Genomic DNA, 25,173 nt, shown 5'->3' with positions numbered 1-25,173 from the left:
CCCTCAGGCTTCCACGGGCGCGGTGGCGCGGCGGGCCGTGAGGGTCGCGCCGGCGCTCGCGGCGATCACGAACGCCACCGCCACCCACTGCGGGACGCTCAGGTGCTCGTTCAGGAACAGCAGGCCGCACAGGGCCGCCACGGCCGGTTCCAGGCTCATCAGGATGCCGAACGTCCGCGCGGGCAGTGCGCGCAGCGCGATCATCTCCAGCGAGTACGGCAGTGCGCTTGACAGCAGCGCCACACCCAGCCCCGCCGCGAACACACCCGGCGTGAGCGCGCCCCAGTGGCCGCTCGCGAGTGCGAACGGCAGCCCCGCCAGCGCCGCGAACAGCATGCCCGTGGCCACGCCGTCCGCGCCGCCGAACACGCGCGACACCCGCCCGCCCAGCAGGATGTACGCCCCCCAGCACGCGCCCGCCACGAGCGCCAGCAGCACGCCCAGGCCGTCCAGCCCGCCCCGGCCGCCCCACGGGGCAATCAGGGCGATGCCCGCGCCGGCGAGCGCCACCCACACGAAATCCAGGGCGCGGCGCGAACCGAACACCGCGACGAGGAGCGGTCCGACGAACTCCAGCGTCACCGCGAGCCCCAGGGGGATGCGGGCGAGCGCGAGGTAGAAGGTCAGGTTCATGACGCCCAGCGCCACGCCGTACGGCACCACCGCGCGCCACTGCTCGCCCGTGAGGCCGCGCAGGCGCGGGCGGAACACCGCCAGCAGCACCAGGGCGGACAGCGCGATGCGGATGCCGGTCGTCCCGGCCGGACCGAGCGCCGGGAACAGGCCCTTGGCGATGGCGGCGCCGCCCTGCACGCTCAGGATGGCGAGCAGCACGGCGGGAATGGGGGGAAGGGCAGCGGTCGGTACAGCGCGAGTCACGCCCGCCACAATACGCCGCAGCGGGCGCGGCGCACCGGGGCCTTCTAACAAAGTGGGGGCGCGGCGCGCCGCGCCCCCACTTCAGGCCTGTCGGGTCAGGCCCACTTGGCGAGGCCGGTCTCGAACTCGCTGCTGAGGCCCGGGTACACCGGGAAGGCGCGCACGCCGATGGCGTACAGGCCGCTCTCGTTGAGGGGGAGGTCCGCGGCGTAGTTGCCGTCGCCCGTGAAGTGCAGGGGCACGCGGCTGCGCTCGTCGCCGCGTTCCAGCACGGCCTCCACGAGGATCTCGCCGGTCTGGATGCCGGCGGGCTGCACGTGCGCCGTCACGCGCACCGTCTGGCCGGGCTCGATGCTGGCGGGCATCTGCGCGTTCGCGGTGAGCTGCACGTGCGGCCACTGCTGCCGCACCCAGGTCTTCCAGCTGCCAATCTCGCGCGCGAGCGTGCGGGTGTTCGCGTTCACGGTGGCGGCGCGTTTGGTGAGCGGCAGGTAGTACTTCTGGACGTAGTCGATGACCTGACGCTGCATGCTGTACTGCGGGCTGACGGTCACCATGGCGCGGCGGCTGATGGCGAGCCAGTCGTGGTTGAAGCCCTGCGCGTCGCGGCGGTGGTACAGCGGCACGATGTCCTTCTCGAGGGTTTCGTACATGCTGTAGCTGTCGGCGTCGTCCTGGCTGTTGAGGTCGGCGTACTCGCGTTCGTCGCCGATGGGCCAGCCGTTCGTGCCGTCGTACCCTTCGCGCCACCAGCCGTCGAGGACGCTGAAGTTCGGGGAGCCGTTGAACGACGCCTTCATGCCGCTGGTGCCGGACGCTTCGAGCGGGCGGCGCGGGTTGTTGAGCCACACGTCCACGCCTTGCACGAGGTGCCGGGCGACATGCATGTCGTAGTTCTCCAGGATGACGATCTTGCCTTTGAACTCGGGCTCCTGGCTGACGCGGTAGATCTCCTGAATGAACGCCTTGCCGGGGTTGTCGGCGGGATGGGCCTTGCCGGCGAACACGAACTGCACGGGTCGTTCCGGGTCGTTCACGAGGCGCGCGAGGCGGGCCTTGTCGCGGAACAGCAGCGTGGCGCGTTTGTACGTCGCGAAGCGGCGCGCGAAGCCGATGATGAGCGCGTCGGGGGAGAGGACGTCCTCGGTCGCGGCGATGTCGGCGGCGCTCGCGCCGTTGCGTTCCGCCTGAACGCGCAGACGCTCACGCACAAAGCGGATCATGTCCATCTTCTGTTCGGCCTGCACGCGGGCGAGGTCGGCGTCGCTGATGCTGTTCACGGCTTCCCAGACGGCGGGGTCTTCGAGGCGTTCGGTCCAGTCGCTCGCGAGAGCGGTGTCGTACAGGTCGCGGAGGTTCTGGGAGAGGAACGTGAGGGTGTGCGCGCCGTTCGTGACGTGCCCGATGGGCACCTCGCGCTCGCTGGCGCCGTCGAACAGGAAGTTCCACATCTTGCGGCTGACGTCGCCGTGCAGTTCGGACACGCCGTTCGCGGCGCGCGAGAGGCGCAGCGCGAGAACGGTCATGCTGAAGCTCTGTCCCCAGGTCTGGTCGTGGCGGGCGAGTTCGTACAGTTCCTCGCGGCTGGTGGCGAGCTGCGCGGGCCACTCGCCGAGGTAGCGGTCCATCAGGTCGAGTGCGAACGCGTCGTTCCCGGCGGGGACGGGCGTGTGCGTGGTAAACAGCGTGCCGCTCGCGACCGCTTCGAGGGCGGTGCGGAAGTCCAGGCCGCCTGCGACGAGTTCGCGGATGCGTTCCAGGCCAAGGAACGAGGCGTGCCCTTCATTCATGTGGAAGACGTTCGCGTCCACGCCGAGCAGGCGCAGCGCGCGCACGCCGCCGACGCCGAGGATCAGCTCCTGCTGGATGCGCCATTCCTGGTTGCCGCCGTACAGGCGGGCGGTGAGCTGGCGGTCGTGGTCGTCGTTTTCGGGGACGTTGGTGTCGAGGAGGTAGACGGGGATGCGGCCGACCTTGAGTTCCCAGACGCGGATGAACACCTGGCGGCCCTGGATGGGCATGCTGAAGCGCACTTCCACGCCGAACGCGTCGCGGGCGGGCGTGATGGGGAGGGTGGTGAGGTCGAGGGTGTCGTAGGCTTCTTCCTGCCAGCCGTCCTTGTTGATGCTCTGGCGGAAGTAGCCCTGGTGGAAGAGCAGGCCGACGGCGACGAAGGGGAGGCCGAGGTCGCTGGCGCTCTTGCAGTGGTCGCCGGCGAGGACGCCGAGGCCGCCGGAGTAGATGGGGAGGCTTTCGTGGAAGGCGTACTCCATGCTGAAGTACGCGACGCGGCCGAGCGCGGCGGCGTTCTGGGCGGCCCAGGTGTCCTTCTTGCCCATGTAGGCGTCGAAGTCGGCCATGACTTTCGTGTAGCGCCCGAGGTAGTCGGGGTCGGCGGCGACGGCGTCGAGGCGGGCGCGCGGCACTTCGAGGAGGGTGCGCACCGGGTTATGTTGGAAGCGCTCCCAAATTTGAGGATCCAGCGCCTGATACAACTCCTGCGCTCGTGGGGTCCATGACCAATACACGTTGTACGCCAGCTCGCTCAGGCGCGCAATCGCGTCCGGTAGCTTGGGCAGCACGGTGACTTTCCCGATGGTCTTCATACCGAAGTAGCTTACACGATCACGCCAGCGCCCCAGCGGATGAGAGCCTCCTCATGAACATTTAAGGTTCTCACACCTCTCCACCCACGCCGCCGCACTACCCCGCGCAGACCCCACCCCCCCACGCCCTTTATGAAGGCGCTCCCACCCCCACCACTGGCACTCCCAACGGCCCATGCCCCGCGCCCAACCCAGGCGCCCCCGCCAGCGCCGCCTGCACGTACGCGTGCGCTCCAGTCACGGCCTCCACCAGGCCCTCACCGCACGCCAGCCGCGCCGCCACCGCGCTCGACAGCGCGCACCCCGTCCCGTGCGTATGCCGGGACTCCCGCCGCGCCGCCGTCAGCGCCCGCCGCATCCCATGAAGCGCCAGCACGTCCACCAGCACGTCCCCCAGCCCATGCCCGCCCTTCACGAGCGCCGGCCAGGGCGCCGCCCACTCCACCGGCAGGCCGCCCGACAGCGCGCCCGCCGGCCACCCCAGCAGCACCTCCGCCTCCGGCAGGTTCGGCGTCACCAGCGCCGCCAGCGGCAGCAACTCCCGCCGGAACACCTCCAGCGCGTCCGGCGCCAGCAACGCCCGCCCGCTCGTGCTCACCAGCACCGGGTCCACCACCACCGGCACCCGCACCGCCCGCAGCACCTCGGCAACCGCGCGCACCACCCCCGCGCTCCCCAACGCCCCGACCTTCACGGCCCCCACCGGGAAATCCGACAGCACCGACTCCAGCTGTGCCCGCACCAGCGCCGGGTCCATGACCTGTACCGCCTGCACGCCCAGCGTGTTCTGCGCCGTCACTAGCGTCACCGCGCCCACGCCGTGCACGCCGTGCGCGCGGAACACCTGTAGGTCCGCGCCGACCCCTGCGCCCCCGCCGGAATCCCACCCCGCCACCGACAACGCCACCGGCGTCACGGGAGGTACTCCGCCCGGATCGACCGGGGCCGCGCGCCGTCCACGTCCGTCACGCCATAGTGCTCAGCCAGCTCCGCCGCGACCAGCACCTGCCCAGACCGCTCCAGCCGTCCCGCGTCCCCCGCGAACGCCGCGATCACGCGCCCCAGGAACTGCGGCGACTCCGAATTGCTGAACTCGAACGCTCCCTCCGGCGCGAGCAGCACGCCCTCCGTCCTCACCAGCCCCGGGTACAGCGACACCGCCGTCACCCCGTGCGGACGCAGGTGATTCGCCATGGCGAGCGCCATGCGGTCATCCGCGCCCTTCGCCAGGAAGTACGGGATGTTCTCGGTACCGCGGTGCCGCAACGCCGCGAAAAACGAGATGTTCACGAGCAGCCCGCGCGCCTCGATCAGCAGCGGCGCGCACAGGCTGCTCGTCACGTAATGCGCGCGCACGCCCGCGCCGAACATCTCGTCCCACAGCGAGAGCGGCTGCGTCCAGAACGGCGCGCCCCACGTCCGCCCGCGCTCATCCCACGCGTGCAGGCCCTCGTACCCGCCCCACACGTTGTTCACCAGCACGTCCAGGCGGCCATGCTCCGCGCGGACGCGCTCCACGGCCACGCGCGTCTGCTCGTCGTCCCGGTGGTCGCAGCGCACCGCCACGCCCCGCCCGCCAAGGCGCGTGACCTCCTCGGCCGTCTCCTCCAGGCTGCCCGCCAGGCGCGGCAGGTCCGGGTTCCGGCCGCTCAGGGTCCGGCCGGTCACGTACACCGTCGCGCCCGCCTCGCCCAGCCCGAGCGCCACGCCGCGCCCGACACCTCGGCTGGCGCCCGTCACGAGCGCGATCGTTCCAGTCAGGGGTTTGCTCATCCGTGAACCTCCAGCGTGCGCAGGAATGGGGGCTTCCCAGCATGCCACGCGCCCGCCGCATTTGACGCGCCCCGCCGGGAGTGGTACTTCTGTGCTGTCACCAGGGGTGTCCCCATACGCGGGGGCTGAGAGGGCCGAGCACAGCGGCCTGACCCTAGGAACCTGATCTGGTTCACACCAGCGGAGGGAGCGTGACAGGCGCAACTGGTCGCCCCGGCCTACCCATGGGCCCCGCGTGACCCTGCGTTTCCCCTCCGCGCCACCCACAGGAGGGGACTCGCATGACGAACACCACCGAACGGGCGGCGCGCACCGAAAGCTCAGCCCGCGCCCCCACCAGCCAGACGCCCACCGAACAGACCCTCACGACCGGCCCGTTTCCTGCAAGCCGCAAGGTGTACACGCCCGGCACCCGCTACCCGGACGTGCGCGTCCCGCACCGCGAAATCGACCTGACGCCCACCGTCGAGATGATCGGCGGCCTCGCGCGCCACACCCCGAACCCCAGCGTCCGCGTGTACGACACGGGCGGCCCCTACACCGACCCGGACGCGCCCCTCGACCTGCACGCTGGCCTGCCGCACGCCCGGCCCTGGCTACACAACCACCCCGACCTCCACACGCTGCCGGGCGCGACCAGCGCGTACACCCGCGCGCAGAACGCCCGCGCGGACCTCGCCGACCTCCGCTACCCCGGCGCGCACACCATCCGCCGCGCCCGCGCGGGCCGGACCATCACGCAACTCCAGGCGGCCCGCGCGGGCGTCATCACGCCCGAAATGGAATTCGTCGCGATCCGCGAGGCCCTCCGCCAGGCCGAAGCGTTCGAGCTGCGCCACCAGCACCCCGGCAACGCCCTGGGCTTCCAGATGCCGCGCGAAATCACGCCCGAAGTGGTCCGCGCCGAAATCGCCCGCGGCCGCGCCGTGCTCCCCGCGAACATCAACCACCCGGAACTCGAACCGATGATCATCGGCCGGGCATTCCGCGTGAAAGTCAACGCGAACATCGGCAACAGCGCCGTGAAGGCCAGCGTCGCCGACGAGGTCGAGAAGCTCGTGTGGGCCACCCGCTGGGGCGCCGACACCGTCATGGACCTCTCCACCGGCAAGCACATTCACCAGACGCGCGAGTGGATCGTCCGCAACAGCGCCGTCCCGATCGGCACCGTACCCATCTACCAGGCGCTCGAAAAGGTCGGAGGCGTCCCCGAGGCCCTCACCTGGGACGTGTACCGCGACACCCTCATTGAGCAGGCCGAGCAGGGCGTGGACTACTTCACCGTGCACGCCGGCGTGCGCCTGGCGCACCTGCCGCTCACCGTGCGCCGCCGCACCGGCATCGTCTCGCGCGGCGGCAGCATCCTCGCGAGATGGTGCCTCGCGCACCACCAGGAGAACTTCCTGTACACGCACTTCCGCGAGATCTGCGAAATCATGGCCGCGTTCGACGTGACCTTCAGCCTCGGCGACGGCCTGCGCCCCGGCAGCATCGAGGACGCGAACGACGCCGCGCAGTTCGCGGAACTCGACACGCTCGGCGAACTCACCAAAATCGCCCAGGAACTGGGCGTGCAGACCATGATCGAAGGGCCCGGCCACGTCCCGCTGCACCTCCTGCAGGAAAACGTCGACCGTCAGCTGCAGGTGTGCGGCGAAGCGCCGTTCTACACGCTCGGGCCGCTCGTCACGGACGTCGCGCCCGCGTACGACCACATCACCAGCGCCGTCGGCGCCGCCGTGATCGGCTGGATGGGCGTCAGCATGCTGTGCTACGTCACGCCCAAGGAGCACCTCGGCCTGCCCGACAAGAACGACGTGCGCGACGGCGTCATCGCGTACCGCCTCGCCGCGCACGCCGCCGACCTCGCCAAGGGCGTGCCCGGCGCGCAGGCCCGCGACAACGCCATCAGCAAGGCCCGCTTCGAGTTCCGCTGGGAGGACCAGTTCAACCTCGCCCTCGACCCGGAACGCGCCCGCGCGTTCCACGACGCCACCCTGCCCGCCGAAGCCGCGAAGACCGCGCACTTCTGCAGCATGTGCGGCCCGCACTTCTGCAGCATGAAACTCAGCCACGACCTGCGCGCCGACGACGTCCTGCTCGGCCTGCAGGACAAAGCCCGCGAGTTCCGCGAGGGCGGCGGCGAACTGTACCGCAGCGCCCCGGAGGAGGTCACCACGTGACGCCGTTCCCCCTCGGGCGCCTGTACCTCGTCGCCACCCCGCGCGACGGGCAGGCGGAAGCCGACTTTCTCGCCCGCATCGCCGCTGCCCTCGACGGCGGCGTGGACACCCTGCAACTCCGCTGCAAAGGCTGGGAGGCCGTGCCGTACATCCGCCTCGCGGAACGTGTGCGGGACCTCGCGCACGCGCGGCGCGTCCCGCTGTTCATCAACGACCGCGTGGACGTCGCCGTCGCGAGCGGCGCGACCGGCGTGCACCTCGGGCAGGCCGACCTCCCCACCCGCTGGGCGCGCGACCTCGCGCCTGCCCTGCGCATCGGCCGCAGCACGCACGCGCCCGACCATGCCGAAGCGGCCCTCGCGGACCGCCCCGCGTACTTCGCGGTCGGGCCCGTGTACGCCACGCCCACCAAACCGGGCCGCGCGCCCGCCACGCTCGACTACGTCCGCTGGGCCGCCGCGCACGCCCCCGAGGACCACACCGGCGTGCCCTGGTACGCCATCGGCGGCATCGACCACGCCACTGCGCCCGACGTGATCCGCGCGGGCGCCACGCGCCTCGCCGTCGTCCGCGCCATCCTCGACGCGCCCGACCCCGCGCAGGCCGCGGGCGACCTCGCCCGCCTGCTGGACCGCCCGGCGGTGCTCGCATGACCGTCAACGGCCAGCCGCACACGTTCGCGCCCGGCCTCACCCTGCTGGGGCTGCTGCGCACCCTCAGCGTCGACCCCGCGCGCGTCGCCGTGGCCGTCAACGACGACTTCTACCCGGGCGCGCGCATCCCCGACCGGGAACTCACCGAGCGTGACGTCATCGAGATCGTCCGCATCACCGGAGGCGGTTAAATGCCACACCCCGACGCCCTCACCATCGCCGGTCAGACCTTCACGTCCCGCCTGATGGTCGGCACCGGCAAGTACGCGGACCTGCACGTCATGCGCGACGCCATCGACGCGAGCGGCGCGCAGATCGTCACCGTCGCCATCCGCCGCGTCGAGCTCGGCGCGCCCGGCCACGACGGCCTCCTCGACGCCCTCGACCTGGACCGCCTGCAGCTCCTCCCGAACACCGCCGGGTGCCGCACGCCCGACGAAGCCGTGCGCGTCGCGAAACTCGCGCGCGCCCTCACCGGCGTGAACTGGCTGAAACTCGAAGTCATCCCCGACCCGCGCTGGCTGCTCCCGGACCCGGTCGGGACGCTGCGCGCCGCCGAAATGCTGGTGGGGGAGGGGTTCACGGTCCTCCCGTACATCCAGCCGGACGGCGTGCTCGCCCGCGCGCTCGAACGCGCAGGGTGCGCGACCGTCATGCCGCTCGCCAGCCCCATCGGCAGCGGTCGGGGCCTGCGTGCCCGCGAACTCGTGAAGACCGTCATCGACGACGCGACCGTGCCCGTCGTCGTGGACGCGGGCCTCGGCGTGCCCAGCGACGCCGCGCAGGCTCTGGAGCTCGGCGCGGACGCCGTTCTCGTCAACACCGCCCTCGCCGAGGCCCGCGACCCGGTCGGCATGGCGCGCGCATTCCGCCTGGGCGTGGAGGCCGGGCGCGCCGCGTACCTCGCGGGCCGCATGCCAGCGCGCGACGGCGCGAGCGCCAGCAGCCCCACCGCGGGCGTCCCGCGCCTGCCGGACCCCGAGGTGCCCGCGTGACCCCGCCCCATGCCGCGCGCGCCTGACGTCCTCATCGTCGGTGGCGGCCTGGTCGGCGCGAGCGTCGCCTTCGAGGTGCGCGCCCTCGGACTCACGCCGCTCGTCGTGGACGCCGACCTGCCGGGCGCCGCGTGGCGCGCCGGCGCGGGCCTGCTCACGCCCGACGGCGAACGCCTGCGCGGCACCCCCCTGCACGCGGACGCCCTGGAGAGCCTGCGCCTCTGGCCGGACCTCGCGAGGCGCCTGGAAGCCGCGAGCGGCCGCCCCGTGCACCTGCGCGCGGGCGTCACCCGCGTGGCCCGCACCGCCCAGGACGCCCACGCCCTCCACGACGAAGCCGCCGGGAACCCGGTCGAGGCGCCCCCACCGTTCCTCGCGGCGCGCGCCACCCCCGGCGAAGGCCGCGTGCACCCGCCCAGCGTCGTCCTCGCGGCCCTGCACGGCGTCCCGGTCCTGCGGGCGCAGGTACGCGGCCTGCGCCCGCAGGCGCGCGGCGTGCGCGTCCACACGAGCGCCGGGCCCCTCACCGTCCCGTTGGTCGTCTTGGCGGCGGGTGCGTGGAGCGGCGCGTTCGGCCTGCCGGTCCGCGCCGCTCAGGGACAGGCGCTCCTGCTGGACGGCCCGCACGACCACCTCGCCCTGTACGCCCGCCGGGGGTACGCGCTGGGCCGCCCGGACGGCCTGTACGTCGGCGCCACCACCCGCGCCACCGCCGCCCCCACCCCGGACGCGCACGCAGAGCGGTGGCTGCGCACCGCCGCGCGCCACCTGACGCCCGGGTACGCGCCGGCGCCCGCCCAGCAGCATCTCGTTGGCCTGCGCCCCGTCACGCCCGGCGGCCTGCCGATCCTCGGGCCGCACCCCACCCTCCCGAACGTCCTCGTGGCCACTGGCCACGGCCGGCACGGCGCGCTGCTCGCGCCGCTCACCGCCCGCCGGGTCGCCGCGCTCGTGGCACGGATCCTCACGATCACGCCACCCGCAGGGGCGCACGCAGAGGCATGACTGTCCGCCTGGACAGCCTCGACCTCGCCGTCCGCGACTGCCGAGCGTTCCTGCACCTTTTCATGGACGCCTGCTGCCCGCGCGGCAGCGCCGAACTGGGGCTCGCCACGCCAAACGTCGCGGCTCCTCGCGCTGGGCGCCCCCGTCAGCGAGCGGCGGCGCCTGGGGCGAGGTGTTCGACGCCTGCGCCCTGGACGGCCACGCCCTCAAGCAGGTACCGCCAGCGCTGAAGGTACGCTCAGGGCGTGTATCAAGAGGACCTGCCGTCACCACGACTGAGGGGTGTGGTGCGCGCCGCGTGGGCGAGCCGCGCCGGCACCGGCCGCACCATCGTCCGCCCGGACGGCTGCACGGACCTGATCTTCCACCAGACGCCCGGCGGGCAGTTGTCCCTGCGCGTTGTGGGCGTCATGACTGCCCCTCATCCCGTGCACAGCGACGGTGGCCGCCGGGTTGCGCTGCGCCTGCATCCGCACGCTGCCGGTGCTCTGCTGGGCGACGCGGCCCTGTACCGCGACGACGCCGTGCCCGCCGAGGCGGTGTGGGGCGCGCCCACGCACGCCCTCAAGGAGCACCTCGCCGACCTCCCCACCGGCGCGGCGCAGGACGCCCTGCAGGCGTTCGTTCAGGCTCGCCTGCGCCCCGTCGACCCGCGCGTCGCGTACGCCGCCGGGCGGCTGGAGGCCGGCACCCCACGCATCGAGGGCATCGAGGCGCTCGCGGCCGAATTGCGCCTCAGCGCCCGTCAGCTCACCCGGCTGTTCGGCGTGCACGTGGGCGTTTCGCCGCGCACCTTCGCCCGCACCTTCCGCCTGGAGCGCACCCTGCCGCTGCTCCGCGACCCGAGCGTCCCGCTCGCGAGCGTCGCCCTGCTGGCGGGGTACGCGGACCAGGCGCACTTCACGCGGGAATGCGTCGCACTGACCGGCGACACGCCGCGCGCGTGGCGCGTCCGAAACCTTCAAGACGCCGCGCCGGACACCCCGTCAGACTGAACGCATGTTGACCCTCAACTACGTCGCCATGATCGCCCGGGACCTGGAACGCGCCCTCGCCTTCTACCGTGACCTGGGCCTGCCCATCCCCGAAGGCGCGCACCTGAACGAGCAGGGCGAGCCGGAAGCGCACGTGGAGGTCCGCGTGAACGGCCTGCGCGTCGCGTGGGAAAGCGAAACCCTGGCGCGTCTGGTCAACCCGCACTGGGTGGCGCCCACCGGAAACGCGCGCCTGAGCGTCGCGTTCGACGCGGGCACGCCGCTCGGCGTGGACGAGGTGTGCGCGCACATGCGTGCGCGCGGCCACACGGTCCAGGCGCCCCCCTATGACGCCTTCTGGGGCCAGCGGTACGCCACGCTGCAGGACCCGGACGGGAATGCCGTGGACATCTTCGCGGCGCTGCCGACCACGTAAGGGGCCGGAGGGCGCACCCTCCGGCCCCCTGAGCGCCCGCTTTACACCTCGATGGGAACGTCCACGCCCAGTTCCGCGAGCACCGTGCGAATCGCGGGCGCGTCAATGCCGGCGCGGGCGTGCACGCTCTCCACCGTCGCGTGCTCCTGGAACTCGTCCGGGATGCCGAGGACGCGCACGGTGGGTTTCAGGTTCCACGCGGCGAGCTGCTCCAGCACTGCCGAGCCGAACCCGCCCACGACGGTGTGGTCCTCCACCGTAATAACGGCGCGGGCGCGCGTGGCGATCGCGCGCAGCATCCGCTCGTCGAGGGGTTTCACGAAGCGGGCGTTCACGAGGCCCACGCCCGGCAGGTCCTTCACGGCCTGACGCGCGTACTCCAGCGCTTTGCCGCCCGCGAGGATCACCACGTCGTCCCCGCCCTGCACGCGCTCCCACGTACCCCATTCCAGGTCCGGCCAGGTGCCTTCCGGGACGGGCGTCGTGTTGCCGCGCGGGTAGCGGATTGCCACGGGACCGCCGAGCTTCTGCGCGGCCTTCAGCATGCCGCGCAACTCCAGGGCGTCTTTCGGCAGGCCGATCTTCACGTTCGGGATGTGCCGCAGGTACGACAGGTCGAACACGCCGTTGTGCGTCGCGCCGTCCGCGCCGACGATGCCGCCCCGGTCAATGGCGAAGATCACGTCGAGGTTCTCGATGGCGACGTCGTGCAGCACCTGATCGTACGCGCGCTGCAGGAACGTGCTGTAGATCGCCACGATGGGCTTGAGGCCCTGCAGGGCCATGCCCGCGCCGGTCGTGACAGCCACGTCCTCGGCGATGCCGACGTCCAGGTAGCGGTTCGGGTGGACCTGGCTGTACTTCACGAGGCCGCTGCCCTCGCGCATGGCGGGCGTGATGACAAACACGCGCGGGTCCGCCTTGGCGAGTTCGATGGCGGCGTCCCCGAACGCGTTGCTCCACGAGTACGCGCTGCTCTTGCTGGACTCTCCGGTTTCCGGGTCGAATTTGCCCGGGCCATGCCACGTGATCGGGTCGGCCTCCGCGAAGCTCAGGCCCTTGCCTTTTTTCGTGACGACGTGCAGGATGGTCGGCCCGTCGAGGTCCTTGAGGCGTTCGAGCAGGTACACCAGTTCGCCCACGTCGTGGCCGTCCACCGGCCCGACGTACCGCACGCCCATCGCCGCGAACGGGTTCACGCTCGCCGGGTCGAAGAAGTGCCGGGTGCTGCTCTTCGCGCGGCTCATGAAGTCCGCGAGCGGTTTGCTGACGGCCGCGACGGCCTTCTTGCCGGCACCCTCGCCCTCCTGGAACCACTTCTGGACCTGCAGGGTGCGCATGAACTTGTTGATCGCGCCGACGTTCTCGCTGATTGACATCTCGTTGTCGTTCAGGATGATCAGCATCTTCTTGCCGGCGTCGCCGATGGTGTTGAGCGCGGCGAGCGCCATGCCGCCCGTGAGGCTGCCGTCGCCGATGACGGCGGCCACGTGGTAGTCCTGCCCGAGCGCGTCGCGCGCGAACGCCATGCCGAGCGCGTTCGCGAGGCTGGTGCTGGCGTGCCCGACCGTGATCGCGTCGTGTTCGCTTTCGCTGACTTTCGTGAAGCCGCTCAGGCCGCCTTCCTTCTTGACGCTCCGCATCTGCTCGCGGCGGCCGGTGAGCATCTTGTGCGCGTACGCCTGATGCCCCACGTCGAAGAGGATGCGGTCACGGGGGCTGTTCAGGACGTAGTGCAGCGCGACGATCAGGTCCGTGGCGCCCAGGCTGCTCGCGAGGTGCAGGCCGCCGACGCTGCACACGCGCACGATCTCGTCGCGGAGTTCCGCAGCGACCTGCGGCAGTTGCTCGCGCGGGACTTTCTTGAGGTCCTCGGGCGAGTGGATGGCGTCAATCAGGCGCATGCCTCAACCTCCCTTGAAGTTCCGCGCGGTCAGCAGCAACGCTTCGGGCGTGCGGATATCCCCGACGCGCGGCGCGAACCAGTAATCCTGGGACGCCGGGAACAGCGCGCCCAGGTCCCCCTTGATCTGACGGTTCACGACCCACACCTGGTACGGCTGGCCGTTCACGATGACGTTGCGCTGCTCCAGCACCGTGTACGTGTAGTCGGCGGCGCCTTCCTGCACGACCTTGTCGCCCTGCACGACCTGCACCTGACTGCGGCCGCTCCAGGTGAGGCCGGCCCGCCAGGTGTTCGCGGCAGGCGCTTCGGTCCACGCGGGGTTCAGCGTGACCGTCAGACCCGGCTTCGTGAACCCGAGCAGTTTCACGCCGGCGTCGCTGACCTGCCGGTACCACGTCTGGTCCGCGCCGCGCCCGGTGAGCTGATACGCCGTGACGGGCTGGTTCAGGAACAGGGTCGGGCCAGTCACGCGCAACACGTACGGCGCCTGGCCCTGCGGTTCGCCTTCCGGCGTGTACTGCCAGGTCAGGCCCGTCTGCGCGGGGTAGAAGCTCACACCGCTCACGGTCGTCGCGACGCTCACCGGCGATTGCGTCTGTTGCGCCGCAGGCGCGCACGCAGCCAGCAGCGCGACCGGCAGCAGGGTCAGCAGCGCGCGGCGGTTCGGACGGCTCACGTTCATGCGGCTCAGCATAGGGGCGCGTGCGGGACCGGCACTGTCGCTTTTGCCGGAGTTCGCGGGCGCGCCGCAGCAGGGAAGACCGGGCTTCGTCATGATGCGCCAGTGTAGCGCCCCCCTGGTGGGCGGCACGTCCCACCACGGACATAACTCCACCAGGCGAACGGGGCGTGAGGCACGCGCCTCACGCCCCGCCGTGCACGGCCGGTCAGCTCTGCGTGCCGCTTCCGCCCTGCACCTTGCGTTTGAGCGCCTCGAGTTCGTCGTCGAGTTCCCTGTCCCGCCCGAGGTTCTTGAGTTGCGCGTCCAGGTCGCCTTCCTCGCGCAGCTGCCCCATGGCGCGCGCGCGGTCCTCCTGCGTGCTCACGCGGCGTTCCATCTCCTCGAACGCCTCCATGGCGCCGCCGCTCTTGTCGAAGCCGCTCATGCGTTCCAGCGTCTGGCTCGCGGTGGCGGTCTTCGCGCGCGCCTGAATGAGTTCCTTCTTGGATTCCATCTCGTCGATCTTCGCTTCGAGGGCGCGCAGTTGCGTCTTGAGCTGATCGACGGTGGCGCCCTGCGTCGCCCGTTGCGCCTCGAAGCCGCTCGCGAGGTCCTCGTGGTTCTTCTTGCGGCGCAGCGCCTCGCGGGCGAGGTCCTCGCTGCCGCTGCGCAGCGCCTGCTCGGCCTTGCTGGCGTACTCCTCGGCGAGCTTGCGGTTCATGGTCGCTTCGCGTTCCAGCTTGTTGAGCTGGGCCATGCTGTCGGCCACTTCGCTGCGCGCCTGCGTGTACGCGTCACGCATGTCGCGCAGGCTCTGCTCGATGATCAGGTTCGGGTCCTCGGCGCGGCTGATGGCGTCATTCACGTTCGCGCGAATCAGGCGGGACAGACGATCAAGAATGCTCATGGGGTAACCTCCTGCTCCCACACTACGACCCGGTTCACGGCGAGTTCCCGAGCGTGGAGGTAACTTTAAAAGAACATGAATCCGCCCGCTCGCCCGCCCACCGCCCGGCTGTACTACGGCTGGATCGTCGTGGCCGTCACCGCCGCCATCCTGCTGCTCGCCGCCGGCACCCGCAGCGCCCCGGGCGTGTTCCTGCTGCCCATGCTGTACGACACCGGCCTGTCCCGTTCGTCGCTGTCGTTCGCCGTGAGCGTTGGGCTGGTGGTGTTCGGGCTGGGTTCGCCGCTCGCCGGGATGCTCATCGACCGGCACGGGCCGCGCCGCGTCACGACCGCCGGGCTGCTGCTGCTCGCCGCGAGCCTGCTGCTGAGCGCCGTTAGCCATTCTGCGTTCGCGTTGACGCTCACCTGGGGCGTCCTGAGCGGCCTCGGCACTGGCCTGGTCGGCAGCGTTCTCGGCGCGGCCGTCGCGAACCGCTGGTTCGTGCGCCAGCGCGGCCTGATCGTCGGCCTGTTCGGCGCGGCCACCAGCGCCGGGCAGCTCATGTTCATCCCTGCGCTGACCGCCGCGGCCGCGCACCTCGGGTGGCGGCCCACCACCGTCATCCTCGGGGCGCTCGCCGCGGCGTTGCTGCTGCCCACGCTGCTGCTCTTGCGGAACGCGCCCGGCGACGTCGGCCTCGCGCCGGACGGCGACCCGGCACTCAAGGCCCCGCCCGCCCCGAAACCGGACCCAGGCGTCATGGCGCGCGCCCTGCGCACCCCGAACTTCTGGCTGCTGGCCGGCACGTTCTTCATCTGCGGCGCCACCAGCAACGGGATCATCGGCACGCACTTCATCGCGTACGCCGCCGACTGCGGCATCGTCGCGGGCACCGCTGCCGGGTTCCTCGCGCTGATGGGCGCGTTTAACTTCGTGGGCACGCTCGCCAGCGGGTACCTCACGGACCGCTACGACCCTCGGAAGCTGCTCGGCGCGTACTACGCCTTTCGCGGCCTGAGCCTGCTGGTGCTGCCGCTCGTCGGCGCGAGTGGGAACGCGGCCGGTCTGGTCGTGTTCGCGGTGCTGTTCGGCCTGGATTACATTGCCACCGTGCCGCCCACCACGGCTATCGTCGCGGACACGTACGGCCGCGCGAACGTCGGCACGGTGTACGGGTGGGTGTTCTGCGCGCACCAGTTCGGCGCGGCCGGCGCGGCGTGGCTGGGTGGCCTCACCCGTGACCACCTCGGCAGTTACGGCATGGCGTTCGTGGCGGCGGCGGCCCTGTGCCTCGCCGGGGCGGCCCTGACGCGCGGCATGCGCAGGACGCCTGCGCCCCTGCCGACCTTGTAGGGGGCCGGCGGAGGGCCCCCACCATGCGTGGGGACCCTCCGCTGCGCCGCACGGTTACTTCGCGCGTTCGTACTGCGCGACGTACGTGATGTCCGCGCCGAGCGCGCGGGCGGCGCGGTGCGTGAAGCTCGGGTCGCGCAGGAATTCGCGCGCGACCGCGATCAGGTCAGCGCTGCCTTCTTGCAGGATCGCCTCGGCCTGCGCGGGCTCCGTAATGAGGCCGACGGCCATGCTGGGCACGCCCGCTTCTTTCACGGCGCGCGCGAACGGCACCTGGTAGCCGGGCTGCACCTCGATGCGCTGCCAGGTGGCGAGCCCGCCGCTGCTGACGTCGATCACGTCGATACCTTCGCGGTACAGCAGCTGCGCGAGACGCACGGTCTGTTCCGCGTCCCAGCCGCCCTCCACCCAGTCGGTGGCGCTGAGGCGCACGAACACCGGCAGGTGCGCGGGGAACGCGTTGCGGACGGCGCGCGCGACTTCCAGCGTGAGGCGCGCGCGGCCCTCGAACGTCCCGCCGTACTCGTCGGTGCGGTCGTTGCTGATGGGCGACAGGAACTGGTGCAGCAGGTACCCGTGCGCGGCGTGCACCTCTACCATGTCGAACCCGGCGAGGACGGCGCGGCGCGTGGCCCGCTCGAAGTCCCCGATGACCCGCGCGATGTCGTCGGCGGTCATGGCGCGGGGCGTGTGGTAGGTGTCGCTGAACGGTGTGCCCGTCGGCCCGATGACGTCCCACACGCCCGCCTCGTCGGGGACGGCGCCGCGCCCGCGCCAGGGCGCGTACGTGTTGGCTTTGCGGCCCGCGTGCGCGAGCTGCGTGCCGATGCGTCCGCCGTGCTTGTGCACGAAGTCCGTGAGCAGCGCGAGGTTCTGGATGTGCGCGTCCTCCCAGAGCCCCAGGTCCTCGGGGGAGATGCGCCCTTCGGGACTTACGGCGGTGGCCTCGGCGATGATCAGGCCCGCGCCGCCCAGCGCGAACTGCCCGTAGTGCACGAGGTGAAAGTCGTTCGCGTGGCCGTTCACCGCGCTGTACATGCACATGGGGGAGACGACAAGGCGGTTGGGGAGCGTGAGGTCGCGCATGCGGTACGGCGTGAACAGCTGGCTCATGTCTGGACTGTACGCGCGCTGACGGTGCGGCGCGCTGTGATGCCCTTCACCGTTGAGGGTGCTGGGTTTGCGCCGCGCGGCGCGGCGTGGGGCGTCACACTGGGGGGACGCCGCGAACCGTGCGAGCGCAAAGGAGGACCTGTGATGAACAACTGGACTCGAGGGGCCGCGCTGGTGATGGCGGTGGCAGGCGTGGCGGTGGCCGCGCCGTACAAGGACCCGCAGGGCTTTACGGTGACGCCGCCGAACGGCTGGACGGTCACGAAGGAAGTGCCGGGCGTGACGGTCGCGTTCCTGGGGCCGCGGACGGCGGCCGGGTTCACGACGAACGCGAACGTGATCGTGCAGGCCCTGCCGGGCAACGTGGACCTCAAGACGTTCACGAGCCTGACGCTGCAGCAGCTGGAAGCGGTCATCACCGGGTACAAGCTGGTCAGCAACACGAAAACGACGCTGGGCGGCGCGCCCGCGCAGCGGCTGAAGCTGCAGGGGAAGCAGGGGAAGTTCGACCTGTACTTCGATCAGGTGTTCGCACTCAAGGGCGGGCGGGCGTACGCGGTGACAGTGACGGTGCCGCGCGCGCAGGCGAACACGGCCGGGCCGATCATGGATCAGTTCATCAAGTCGTTCAAGATCACCCGCTGAGCCGGTCTTGAAGGGAGCGCCGCCCGGAGGTCCGGGCGGCGTTGTGCGTGCAGGGGGCGGTAGTGGGTAGGCGACCGCCTTGATCTGTTTTAAGCAAAATTGATACATTAAATTATGAATGAACGGACGCGCGCGGGCGCGCGCCACCACATCGAACGTCACTTCCGCGAAAGCGTCGACCGTGACGTCACCGGCGTCGCCGCCGAACTCCTCCAGGAGCGCGGCGACACCCTCCACGCCCCCATCCGCGAAGCCCACGACGCCGCCACCACCCTGCTGTTCAGCCGCTTCGCGTACACCTGGGACGACGTCGTCTACGTCTACGACCGCCCCCGCGGCCGCGAACGCTACCTCACCACCAAAGTCCGCCTTGTCACCGCCCTCGCCCGCAGCGGCCTGCACCGCAGCCCCGACGTGGACACCGCCCTCCACGCCGCCCTCAGCGCCCTCCACGCCCTGTGGACCGAATGGGCCGGACACCAGGCCACCACCACCGACGCGCTCGCACCCGCCGTCGTGGAACACGGCGTCACCCCCTGACCCCCACCGCTCTAGACAGCGCGCCGAAACCGCGCGCGCCACGCCCCGTATGCTGACCGCATGACGACGATGCGCGCGTGGTGGTGGCCCAGGTAACCCTGGGTCCAACTCGCGTGCCCCCTCCGACAGGCCGCGCCCAGGTGAACTTCACCTGGGCGCGCCTTCGTACGCCCCACACCCCACCCGGAGCCACCATGACCCTCACCACGCAGCCCGCCGTGCATGTCCGCGAACTCAGCGCCGACCTGGACACGCCCGTCAGCGCCTACCTCAAACTCACGCAGGGCAGCCACGGCCCCAGCTTCCTGCTCGAAAGCGTCGAAGGCGGCGAACGCCAGGCCCGGTACTCCTTCATCGGCGTCGGCGAACGCGGACGCCTCACCGCGCGCGGCACGACCGTCACCCTCAGCGGCAGCTTCGGCACCGGCACCCACGACCTCCCCGACCCGCTCGCGTACCTCTACGAACGCACCCGGCAGCCCGCGCCCGTCCCGGCCGGGCTGCCGACCTTTATCGGCGGCGCCGTCGGCTACGCCGCCTACGACCTCATCCGCGTCTACGAACGCCTCCCCGACGCGAACCCCGACGAACTCGGCGTGCCCGACGCCCTGTTCATCGCGCCCGAAGGGCTCGTGATCTTCGACCACCTCCAACACCGCCTGTTCGCCGTCGCGCTCAGCGACCACCCTGCCCAGGCCGCCACCGTCACCGAACGCCTCGTCGCGCGCCTCCGCGCGCCCCTGCAGGGCCCCCTGCCCGGCAGCGAACCCGCCCCCATCCCGGAATTCACCAGCAACCATGCGCCCGGCGCGTTCGCCGACGCCGTCGAACGCGGCCTCGCGTACATCCGCGCCGGCGACGTCTTCCAGGTGGTGCCCAGCCAGCGCTTCAGCGCGCCCCTCACCACCCACCCCTTCGCGCTATACCGCGCCCTGCGCAGCGTGAACCCCAGCCCCTACCTCGGCTACCTCGACCTCGGCGACGTCACCCTCGTCGCCAGCAGCCCCGAAAGCCTCCTGCGCAGCGACGGGCACGCCATCACCACCCGCCCTATCGCCGGCACCCGCCCACGCGGCGCCACCCCCGACGAAGACGCCGCCCTCGCCACCGACCTCCTCGCCGACGAAAAGGAACGCGCCGAACACCTGATGCTCGTGGACCTCGGCCGCAACGACCTCGGCCGCGTCGCCCGCTACGGCAGCGTCCGCGTGCACGACGCGTTCACCATCGAACGCTACAGCCACGTCATGCACATCGTCAGCAGCGTCACCGCCGAACTCCGCGACGGCCTCACCCCGCTGCACGCCCTCGCCAGCGCGCTTCCCATGGGCACCGTCAGCGGCGCCCCCAAAATCCGCGCGATGGAAATCATCGACGAACTCGAACCCGTCCGGCGCGGCCCGTACGGCGGCGCCTTCGGGTACATCGCGCACGACGGCAGCCTCGACATGGCCCTCACGCTCCGCACCATGGTCATCAAGGACGGCCGCATTCACATTCAGGCGGGCGCGGGCGTCGTCGCCGACAGCGACCCCGCCGCCGAGGAGCAGGAAACGCGCAACAAGGCCGCCGCCCTGATGCGCGCCGTGCGGCTCGCCTGCGAGGGCCTATGACGCTGCGCATCGACCGCGCGGAAGCGCGCGACCTCCCCGGCATCCTGACCCTGCAGCGCCTCGCCTTCGCGCCCGAGGCCGAGCGCTACCCGGACGCGCACGCGCGCGGCGAACTCGCGCCACTCACGCAGACCCTCGACGACCTCCACGCGGAACACGCCCGCCGCCTCATGCTCAAAGGGACCGTGAACGGCGAACTCGTCGCGTCCGTGCGCGGCCACGTGGATGATGAAGGCGTCGCGCACCTCGGCCGCCTGATCGTCCACCCCGACCACCAGGGCCGCGGGCACGGCGCCGCCCTGCTGCGCGCCATCGAGCAGCGCCTGAACGCCCACACGTCCGCGCTGTTCACCGACAGCCGCAACGCCGCGAACCTCCGCCTGTACACCCGCCTCGGCTACGCCACGCACGGCCAGCCCCGCCCCGGCCCCGTTCCCCTCATTGCCCTGCACAAACGAAAGGCGCCCGTGACCGACCCCGCTCCCCTCCGCGTCCTCGTCATCGACAACTACGACAGCTTCACGTACAACCTCGTGCAGGCCCTCGGCACGCTCGGCGCGGACCTGACCGTGTGGCGCAACGACGCCTTCACGCTCGCCGGGGTGCGCGCCCTCAACCCGGACGCCATCGTCGTCTCGCCCGGCCCGTGCACGCCCACCGAAGCGGGCCTCAGCGTCGACGTCATCCGCACCTTCGCGCCCACCCACCCCACGCTCGGCGTGTGCCTCGGGCACCAGAGCATCGGCGCCGCGTACGGCGCGACCGTCACCCGCGCGCACACGCCCGTGCACGGCAAGACCAGCGCCGTCCAGCACGACGGCAGCGGCCTGTTCGCCGGGCTCGCCCCGGACGTCACCGTCACCCGCTACCACTCCCTGATCGTCCGCGACCTCCCCGGCGACCTCGTGCCCGTCGCGTGGACGGACGACCCGGACGAACGCGTCCTGATGGCCCTGCGCCACCGCACGTACCCCCTGCATGGCGTGCAGTTCCACCCGGAAAGCATCGCCACGCCCGACGGGGAACGCATGCTCGCGAACTTCCTCGACCTCGCCCGCGCGCACCGGCACGCCCGCACCGCGCAGGAGGCCCGCTGATGCACGCGCGCCTGATGGCCGGAGAACGCCTCACGCAGGGCGAGGCCGCCACCTTCATGCGCGACGTCATGGCCGGCAACGTCAGCAGCGTCCGCCTCGCCGCCGCCCTCGCGGCCCTGCGTGTGCGCGGCGAAACCCCCGAGGAGATCGCCGGATTCGCGCAGGTCATGCGCGAGCACGCCGTCCGCGTGGACGTCCACCACGACGGCCCCCTGCTCGACACCTGCGGCACCGGCGGGGACGGCGCGCACACCTTCAACATCAGCACCACCGCCGCGTTCGTCGCCGCCGCGGGCGGCGCGCGCGTCGCCAAGCACGGGAACCGCGCCGCCAGCAGCCGCGCTGGCAGCGCCGACGTCCTCGAAGCGCTCGGCGTGGACCTCGACGCGCCGCCCGCCCGCGTTGCCGAAGCCGTCGAGAACCTCGGCATCGGGTTCATGTTCGCCCGCAACTACCACCCGGCCCTGCGGTACGCCGCGCCCATCCGCGCGGAACTCGCCAGCCGCACCGTCTTCAACCTGCTCGGGCCGCTCAGCAACCCCGCCGGCGCCACCCACCAGGTGATGGGCGTCTTTCACCCCGCGTACACCCGCACGCTCGCGGAAGTCCTGCGCCTGCTCGGCAGCGACGCCGCGATGGTCGTGCACGGCGCCGGCCTGGACGAACTCACGGTCTGCGGCCCCACCACCATCACGGAACTGCGCGGCGGGCACGTGCACGACGTGACCCTCACGCCCGAGGAGGCCGGCGTGCGCACGCACGACCGCGCGGCCCTCGCCGGCGGGGACGCCGCCGAGAACGCCGCCATCACCCGCGACGTCCTGCAGGGGCGTGGCACGCCCGCGCAGCAGGACGTCGTCACGCTCAACGCGGGCGCGGCCCTGTACGTGGCGGGGCTGTGCCCCTCCCTGCCGGCCGGGGTGGAGCGCGCCCGTGACGTCCTGCGCAGCGGCGAAGCCTGGACGCTCCTCGAACGGTACTCGGCGTTCACGCGCGCCTGACCGCCCCGGGCACGGCGGCCCCAGGACGCCTGGGGCCGCCGTGCGCTACGCTGAAGGCCTTCACGCACACCCAGGAAGTCATCCGTTCGACGCCCAGCGGGGGCCGCGCACTTCTCACGCCGCACCCTTCCCGTTTCTGTTAGCCTGCTGTCAAGACGGTGAGAAAAACCACTCAGCCTTCATGGAGCTAATGCAATGACGCTGCCTGCCCAGGCACTGTACCGCGCGGTGGTCACGCTGATCGCCCTCATCTGCCTGATGAGCGGCGCGCGCGCCGCGCACCCCGAACAACCCCTGCGCGCCACGCAGCCCCTGGAGCTGGGTACCACCGGCACCCTCTACGCCGCGCGGGACGTCGCCTTCCCCCGTGACCTGCGCAGCATCGACGCCTGGACGCGCACCCACGCGCCCGCCCGCCGCGTCAACCTGTTCGGCGGCGCGTACTGGCTCACTGCCCGCATCACCAACGACACCCAGACGACCGACTGGGTGTTCAACCCGCACGGTACCCTCATCGAGGCCGTCGAGGCGCGCCTCTACACCGCCGACGGACGCGTCCAGACCCTCCACACCGGCCAGCGCAGCGCCCGCACGTACCCACTCCACTACGGGCAGAACATCACCCTCCCGCCCGGCCAGAGCGCCGAACTCGTCGTGCGCTTCCAGAGCCTGTACTACGCCTCAGCGCCGGACTTCAGCGTCGTGCCGCGCGCCGCGTACACCCACAGCGTCCTGTGGGACAACCTCCTCACCTTCGGCGCGCTCGGCGCGCTGCTGTCCCTCGCCGTCTACAACTTTTTCATCGCCGCGAACACCCGCGACCGCAGCCTGTTCTTCTACGCGGCGTACATGCTCATGTACGCCGTCGCGTGGGCGTTCACGTTCCACGTGTTCGCGGACCTGTTCGGCGTGTACGACCTGCGCCTCTACTATGTCGGGTTCTTCCTGCTGCCCGTCCTGAACACGCTGTTCTACCGCCGTTTTCTGCGCCTCGGCGAGCAGTTCCCCACCCTGGACGCCGTCAGCCGCGTGAACATCTGGCTGCCGCTGGCGCTGCTGCCTTCCTGCCTGATCGCGCCGCAGTACGCGCACGCGCTCGCCACGCTCGCCATCGGCGTGTGGGTCATCATCGCCCTGATCTGCGGCATCGTCAGCTGGCGCAGCGGCTTCCGGCCCGCGCGGTACTTCGTGGGCGCCTTCCTGGCCCTGCTGATCCCCGCGTCGCTGATCCTCCCCGCGAACGTCGGCCTGATTCCCGACCTGGTGCCCAACTCGGAACTCATGACGCTGCTCGGCGGCACCCTCGACGGCATGCTCCTCGCCTTCGCCCTCGCGGAACGCATCAACATCCTCCAGCGCGAGAAGGACGCCAGCATGGTCCGCCTCCAGCACGCCCTGCAGCTCGCCTACACCGACGTCCTCACCGGCATCGGTAACCGCCACGCGTTCGACATGCACATGGAGCACGTCCTGAGCCGTCCCGCCACGCACGACCCGCCCGTCCTGATCCTCATGGACCTTGACGGCCTGAAAAGCATCAACGACGGCGAAGGGCACGCGCGCGGCGACGACCTGCTCCGCACCTTCGCGCAGGCGCTGCACACCCGCGTGCCCGACAGCGTGCGCTGCTTCCGCCTCGGCGGCGACGAATTCACGCTCATCGCCCGGGAATCCCAGGCGGGCGAACTGCACGACCTGATCGACAGCATCGAACGGGACCTGCGCCTGCACGGCTTCCCGAACTTCGGCGTGAGCTACGGCGCCGCCACCGCCGCGCACGGCACCGCCATGGCCGAGGTGTACAACCAGGCGGACTCCCGCATGTACCGCCACAAAGCCGCCCGCAAGGGCAGCATGCTCGCCCCGCTCGCGCTGCGCTGAAGCGCGCGGCCCGGTCATGGCCACGCGCTTCAACCTGGAGTGCCCCGCGGGCTTACTGCACCGGCCAGGCGACGTCGCAGAACGCGTCGTCCGGGGCCAGCCCTGCGGGCGACGTGAAGTACACCTCGCGGGGCGCGCCGACCGGCCGCAGGCCCTGCGCCATCATCCAGGCGTGCACGGCGTCGTAGGCGTTCAGGATCTCCGGGAACGCGCACTGCGCGAGCGTGATCGTCGTAAACGCCTCACGGTGCGCGCCCTCCAGGCGCAGGCGCTGCTCCCCTTCCGGCGCGATGGCGCCGTCAAACGGCACGCACACCTCCACCGGGCCGTCGCTGTCCTCGTTGACCTGCCCGTGGTAGATCACGAATGCAGGGCCGCTCTGCGCCTGGCCGGCGCGCGCGAGCCGCTCGAACAACGCCCGCTCCGCTGCTTCGATGTACGCGGGCAGCTCCGCGGCGAACAGGGTGCGCTGCACGGTGAGAACCTGCTGCTGGGGCACGTCACGGACGGTTACGGTGTACATAGAGGCTCCTTCACCCAGCAGGTAGCCTGCCAGGTACTGAACGAGGTTGCGTTGGTCTGCGTGCTGCTGCTCCTGATCCGCCCAGTACGCCCGCAGGCTGCCCACGGCGCCCGGAGCGTCGAGGTGCAGCATGGCCGCGATGTGCGTGAGCGGCATGTCCAGCTGACGGAGCAGGCCGATCAGGCGGGCGCGGCGCAGCTGCGCGCGCGTGTAGTAGCGGTAGTGGCTGCTGGGGTCCTTGATGGCCGGGTGCAGCAGGCCGAGCGCGTCGTAGAGCCGCAGGGCCTTGACAGTGAGGCGCGACTCGCGCGCGAAGGCGCTGATGGTGAGCTGTTCATGCAGAACCGCCTGCTCGTTCATGGCTGCAGCGTAGGCTCTGCCCTTGGGGCCGGGTCAAGCGCGCCCGCAGGGCCCCCCGCTTGGTTCGGTCGCGGCTGTCCGAAGTGC

General features: G+C 71.4%; 23 protein-coding genes and 1 riboswitch. Of the genes, 14 read left to right on the top strand and 9 right to left on the bottom strand.

Features of this window, described 5'->3' with window-relative positions; translation table 11 throughout:
- Positions 1 to 3: 3 nt before the first annotated feature.
- From DEIMA_RS11150 to DEIMA_RS11135, 4 genes are all read right to left on the bottom strand, one after another.
- Positions 4 to 879 carry an EamA family transporter gene (locus DEIMA_RS11150; RefSeq protein ID WP_245528315.1) on the bottom strand — a complete coding sequence of 292 codons (876 nt, stop codon included), beginning with the start codon at positions 877 to 879 and terminating at the stop codon, positions 4 to 6.
- 95 nt (positions 880 to 974) lie between these two features.
- Entirely contained in the window at positions 975 to 3,485 is a 2,511-nt protein-coding gene (glgP, locus tag DEIMA_RS11145; protein WP_013557360.1) for an alpha-glucan family phosphorylase, read from the bottom strand.
- A 130-nt stretch (positions 3,486 to 3,615) separates the two neighbouring features.
- On the bottom strand, positions 3,616 to 4,401 hold the full coding sequence (thiD, locus tag DEIMA_RS11140) for a bifunctional hydroxymethylpyrimidine kinase/phosphomethylpyrimidine kinase (RefSeq protein ID WP_013557359.1): 786 nt from the start codon (positions 4,399 to 4,401) through the stop codon (positions 3,616 to 3,618).
- The gene (locus DEIMA_RS11135) at positions 4,398 to 5,258 is read right to left on the bottom strand and encodes an SDR family NAD(P)-dependent oxidoreductase (RefSeq protein ID WP_013557358.1); all 861 of its coding nucleotides are present in this window, start codon (positions 5,256 to 5,258) and stop codon (positions 4,398 to 4,400) included. The genes thiD and DEIMA_RS11135 overlap by 4 nt, the downstream gene beginning before the upstream one ends.
- Before the next feature lie 92 nt (positions 5,259 to 5,350).
- Positions 5,351 to 5,465, top strand: a riboswitch (TPP riboswitch).
- Between the two features lie 74 nt (positions 5,466 to 5,539).
- Between DEIMA_RS11135 and thiC the strand changes: the two genes are divergently transcribed.
- The 7 genes from thiC to DEIMA_RS11100 all read left to right on the top strand — a co-directional run bounded on the left by thiC (position 5,540) and on the right by DEIMA_RS11100 (position 11,504).
- Positions 5,540 to 7,441 (top strand): phosphomethylpyrimidine synthase ThiC, encoded by a 1,902-nt coding sequence (gene thiC / locus DEIMA_RS11130; protein ID WP_013557357.1) that lies wholly within the window; start codon positions 5,540 to 5,542, stop codon positions 7,439 to 7,441.
- Positions 7,438 to 8,094: a thiamine phosphate synthase gene (gene thiE / locus DEIMA_RS11125; protein WP_013557356.1), complete on the top strand. Its 657-nt coding sequence runs from the start codon at positions 7,438 to 7,440 to the stop codon at positions 8,092 to 8,094. Before thiC ends, thiE begins: the two co-directional genes overlap by 4 nt.
- Positions 8,091 to 8,285: a sulfur carrier protein ThiS gene (gene thiS / locus DEIMA_RS11120; RefSeq protein ID WP_013557355.1), complete on the top strand. Its 195-nt coding sequence runs from the start codon at positions 8,091 to 8,093 to the stop codon at positions 8,283 to 8,285. Before thiE ends, thiS begins: the two co-directional genes overlap by 4 nt.
- Positions 8,286 to 9,089: a thiazole synthase gene (locus tag DEIMA_RS11115; protein WP_013557354.1), complete on the top strand. Its 804-nt coding sequence runs from the start codon at positions 8,286 to 8,288 to the stop codon at positions 9,087 to 9,089. It begins immediately after the preceding gene.
- A 9-nt stretch (positions 9,090 to 9,098) separates the two neighbouring features.
- A complete protein-coding gene (locus DEIMA_RS11110) occupies positions 9,099 to 10,094 on the top strand; it encodes an NAD(P)/FAD-dependent oxidoreductase (RefSeq protein ID WP_013557353.1) in 996 nt (331 codons plus the stop codon).
- 245 nt (positions 10,095 to 10,339) lie between these two features.
- Positions 10,340 to 11,089, top strand: a complete 750-nt coding sequence (locus DEIMA_RS11105; protein ID WP_076736865.1) for a helix-turn-helix domain-containing protein — start codon at positions 10,340 to 10,342, stop codon at positions 11,087 to 11,089.
- A 4-nt stretch (positions 11,090 to 11,093) separates the two neighbouring features.
- Positions 11,094 to 11,504, top strand: a complete 411-nt coding sequence (locus tag DEIMA_RS11100) for a VOC family protein (RefSeq protein ID WP_013557351.1) — start codon at positions 11,094 to 11,096, stop codon at positions 11,502 to 11,504.
- 41 nt (positions 11,505 to 11,545) lie between these two features.
- Here DEIMA_RS11100 and dxs read toward each other — a convergent pair whose 3' ends face one another.
- The 3 genes from dxs to DEIMA_RS11085 form a co-directional block, all read right to left on the bottom strand.
- The gene (dxs, locus tag DEIMA_RS11095) at positions 11,546 to 13,408 is read right to left on the bottom strand and encodes a 1-deoxy-D-xylulose-5-phosphate synthase (protein ID WP_013557350.1); all 1,863 of its coding nucleotides are present in this window, start codon (positions 13,406 to 13,408) and stop codon (positions 11,546 to 11,548) included.
- A 3-nt stretch (positions 13,409 to 13,411) separates the two neighbouring features.
- The gene (locus tag DEIMA_RS11090; protein WP_245528314.1) at positions 13,412 to 14,092 is read right to left on the bottom strand and encodes a hypothetical protein; all 681 of its coding nucleotides are present in this window, start codon (positions 14,090 to 14,092) and stop codon (positions 13,412 to 13,414) included.
- A gap of 205 nt (positions 14,093 to 14,297) precedes the next feature.
- Positions 14,298 to 14,978 carry a PspA/IM30 family protein gene (locus DEIMA_RS11085; RefSeq protein WP_013557348.1) on the bottom strand — a complete coding sequence of 227 codons (681 nt, stop codon included), beginning with the start codon at positions 14,976 to 14,978 and terminating at the stop codon, positions 14,298 to 14,300.
- A gap of 75 nt (positions 14,979 to 15,053) precedes the next feature.
- On the opposite strand from DEIMA_RS11085, the gene DEIMA_RS11080 reads away from it, so the two are divergent.
- Positions 15,054 to 16,313 (top strand): MFS transporter, encoded by a 1,260-nt coding sequence (locus DEIMA_RS11080; RefSeq protein WP_013557347.1) that lies wholly within the window; start codon positions 15,054 to 15,056, stop codon positions 16,311 to 16,313.
- A 54-nt stretch (positions 16,314 to 16,367) separates the two neighbouring features.
- Here the strand turns inward: DEIMA_RS11080 and DEIMA_RS11075 are convergent, their stop codons facing one another.
- Positions 16,368 to 17,426 (bottom strand): NADH:flavin oxidoreductase/NADH oxidase, encoded by a 1,059-nt coding sequence (locus tag DEIMA_RS11075; RefSeq protein ID WP_013557346.1) that lies wholly within the window; start codon positions 17,424 to 17,426, stop codon positions 16,368 to 16,370.
- A 144-nt stretch (positions 17,427 to 17,570) separates the two neighbouring features.
- Here DEIMA_RS11075 and DEIMA_RS11070 point away from each other — a divergent pair, with 144 nt between their 5' ends.
- From DEIMA_RS11070 to DEIMA_RS16975, 6 genes are all read left to right on the top strand, one after another.
- Positions 17,571 to 18,071: a DcrB-related protein gene (locus DEIMA_RS11070; protein ID WP_013557345.1), complete on the top strand. Its 501-nt coding sequence runs from the start codon at positions 17,571 to 17,573 to the stop codon at positions 18,069 to 18,071.
- 114 nt (positions 18,072 to 18,185) lie between these two features.
- Entirely contained in the window at positions 18,186 to 18,611 is a 426-nt protein-coding gene (locus tag DEIMA_RS11065) for a hypothetical protein (protein WP_013557344.1), read from the top strand.
- Positions 18,612 to 18,805: 194 nt separating this feature from the next.
- Positions 18,806 to 20,224, top strand: a complete 1,419-nt coding sequence (gene trpE, locus DEIMA_RS11060; RefSeq protein WP_013557343.1) for an anthranilate synthase component I — start codon at positions 18,806 to 18,808, stop codon at positions 20,222 to 20,224.
- Positions 20,221 to 21,321 carry a GNAT family N-acetyltransferase gene (locus tag DEIMA_RS18950; RefSeq protein ID WP_013557342.1) on the top strand — a complete coding sequence of 367 codons (1,101 nt, stop codon included), beginning with the start codon at positions 20,221 to 20,223 and terminating at the stop codon, positions 21,319 to 21,321. Before trpE ends, DEIMA_RS18950 begins: the two co-directional genes overlap by 4 nt.
- Positions 21,321 to 22,322: an anthranilate phosphoribosyltransferase gene (gene trpD / locus DEIMA_RS11050; RefSeq protein ID WP_013557341.1), complete on the top strand. Its 1,002-nt coding sequence runs from the start codon at positions 21,321 to 21,323 to the stop codon at positions 22,320 to 22,322. Before DEIMA_RS18950 ends, trpD begins: the two co-directional genes overlap by 1 nt.
- Positions 22,323 to 22,517: 195 nt before the next feature.
- Positions 22,518 to 24,203 (top strand): GGDEF domain-containing protein, encoded by a 1,686-nt coding sequence (locus tag DEIMA_RS16975; protein ID WP_013557340.1) that lies wholly within the window; start codon positions 22,518 to 22,520, stop codon positions 24,201 to 24,203.
- 52 nt (positions 24,204 to 24,255) lie between these two features.
- Here the strand turns inward: DEIMA_RS16975 and DEIMA_RS11040 are convergent, their stop codons facing one another.
- Positions 24,256 to 25,086: a MerR family transcriptional regulator gene (locus DEIMA_RS11040; RefSeq protein ID WP_013557339.1), complete on the bottom strand. Its 831-nt coding sequence runs from the start codon at positions 25,084 to 25,086 to the stop codon at positions 24,256 to 24,258.
- Positions 25,087 to 25,173 lie beyond the last annotated feature (87 nt).

Source organism: Deinococcus maricopensis DSM 21211 (assembly GCF_000186385.1).
Taxonomy (GTDB): Bacteria; Deinococcota; Deinococci; order Deinococcales; family Deinococcaceae; genus Deinococcus_B; species Deinococcus_B maricopensis.
This window is presented reverse-complemented; position numbering and strand designations above follow the sequence as displayed.

What these genes read in the sequence shown, in the direction of transcription:
- glgP (WP_013557360.1), bottom strand. Translation starts at nt 3,485, where the DNA reads ATGAAGACCATCGGGAAAGTCACCGTGCTGCCCAAGCTACCGGACGCG.
- DEIMA_RS11135 (WP_013557358.1), bottom strand. Translation starts at nt 5,258, where the DNA reads ATGAGCAAACCCCTGACTGGAACGATCGCGCTCGTGACGGGCGCCAGC.
- thiC (WP_013557357.1), top strand. Translation starts at nt 5,540, where the DNA reads ATGACGAACACCACCGAACGGGCGGCGCGCACCGAAAGCTCAGCCCGC.
- thiS (WP_013557355.1), top strand. Translation starts at nt 8,091, where the DNA reads ATGACCGTCAACGGCCAGCCGCACACGTTCGCGCCCGGCCTCACCCTG.
- DEIMA_RS11115 (WP_013557354.1), top strand. Translation starts at nt 8,286, where the DNA reads ATGCCACACCCCGACGCCCTCACCATCGCCGGTCAGACCTTCACGTCC.
- DEIMA_RS11110 (WP_013557353.1), top strand. Translation starts at nt 9,099, where the DNA reads ATGCCGCGCGCGCCTGACGTCCTCATCGTCGGTGGCGGCCTGGTCGGC.
- DEIMA_RS11100 (WP_013557351.1), top strand. Translation starts at nt 11,094, where the DNA reads ATGTTGACCCTCAACTACGTCGCCATGATCGCCCGGGACCTGGAACGC.
- dxs (WP_013557350.1), bottom strand. Translation starts at nt 13,408, where the DNA reads ATGCGCCTGATTGACGCCATCCACTCGCCCGAGGACCTCAAGAAAGTC.
- DEIMA_RS11090 (WP_245528314.1), bottom strand. Translation starts at nt 14,092, where the DNA reads ATGAACGTGAGCCGTCCGAACCGCCGCGCGCTGCTGACCCTGCTGCCG.
- DEIMA_RS11085 (WP_013557348.1), bottom strand. Translation starts at nt 14,978, where the DNA reads ATGAGCATTCTTGATCGTCTGTCCCGCCTGATTCGCGCGAACGTGAAT.
- DEIMA_RS11080 (WP_013557347.1), top strand. Translation starts at nt 15,054, where the DNA reads ATGAATCCGCCCGCTCGCCCGCCCACCGCCCGGCTGTACTACGGCTGG.
- DEIMA_RS11075 (WP_013557346.1), bottom strand. Translation starts at nt 17,426, where the DNA reads ATGAGCCAGCTGTTCACGCCGTACCGCATGCGCGACCTCACGCTCCCC.
- DEIMA_RS11070 (WP_013557345.1), top strand. Translation starts at nt 17,571, where the DNA reads ATGAACAACTGGACTCGAGGGGCCGCGCTGGTGATGGCGGTGGCAGGC.
- DEIMA_RS11065 (WP_013557344.1), top strand. Translation starts at nt 18,186, where the DNA reads ATGAATGAACGGACGCGCGCGGGCGCGCGCCACCACATCGAACGTCAC.
- trpE (WP_013557343.1), top strand. Translation starts at nt 18,806, where the DNA reads ATGACCCTCACCACGCAGCCCGCCGTGCATGTCCGCGAACTCAGCGCC.
- DEIMA_RS18950 (WP_013557342.1), top strand. Translation starts at nt 20,221, where the DNA reads ATGACGCTGCGCATCGACCGCGCGGAAGCGCGCGACCTCCCCGGCATC.
- trpD (WP_013557341.1), top strand. Translation starts at nt 21,321, where the DNA reads ATGCACGCGCGCCTGATGGCCGGAGAACGCCTCACGCAGGGCGAGGCC.
- DEIMA_RS16975 (WP_013557340.1), top strand. Translation starts at nt 22,518, where the DNA reads ATGACGCTGCCTGCCCAGGCACTGTACCGCGCGGTGGTCACGCTGATC.
- DEIMA_RS11040 (WP_013557339.1), bottom strand. Translation starts at nt 25,086, where the DNA reads ATGAACGAGCAGGCGGTTCTGCATGAACAGCTCACCATCAGCGCCTTC.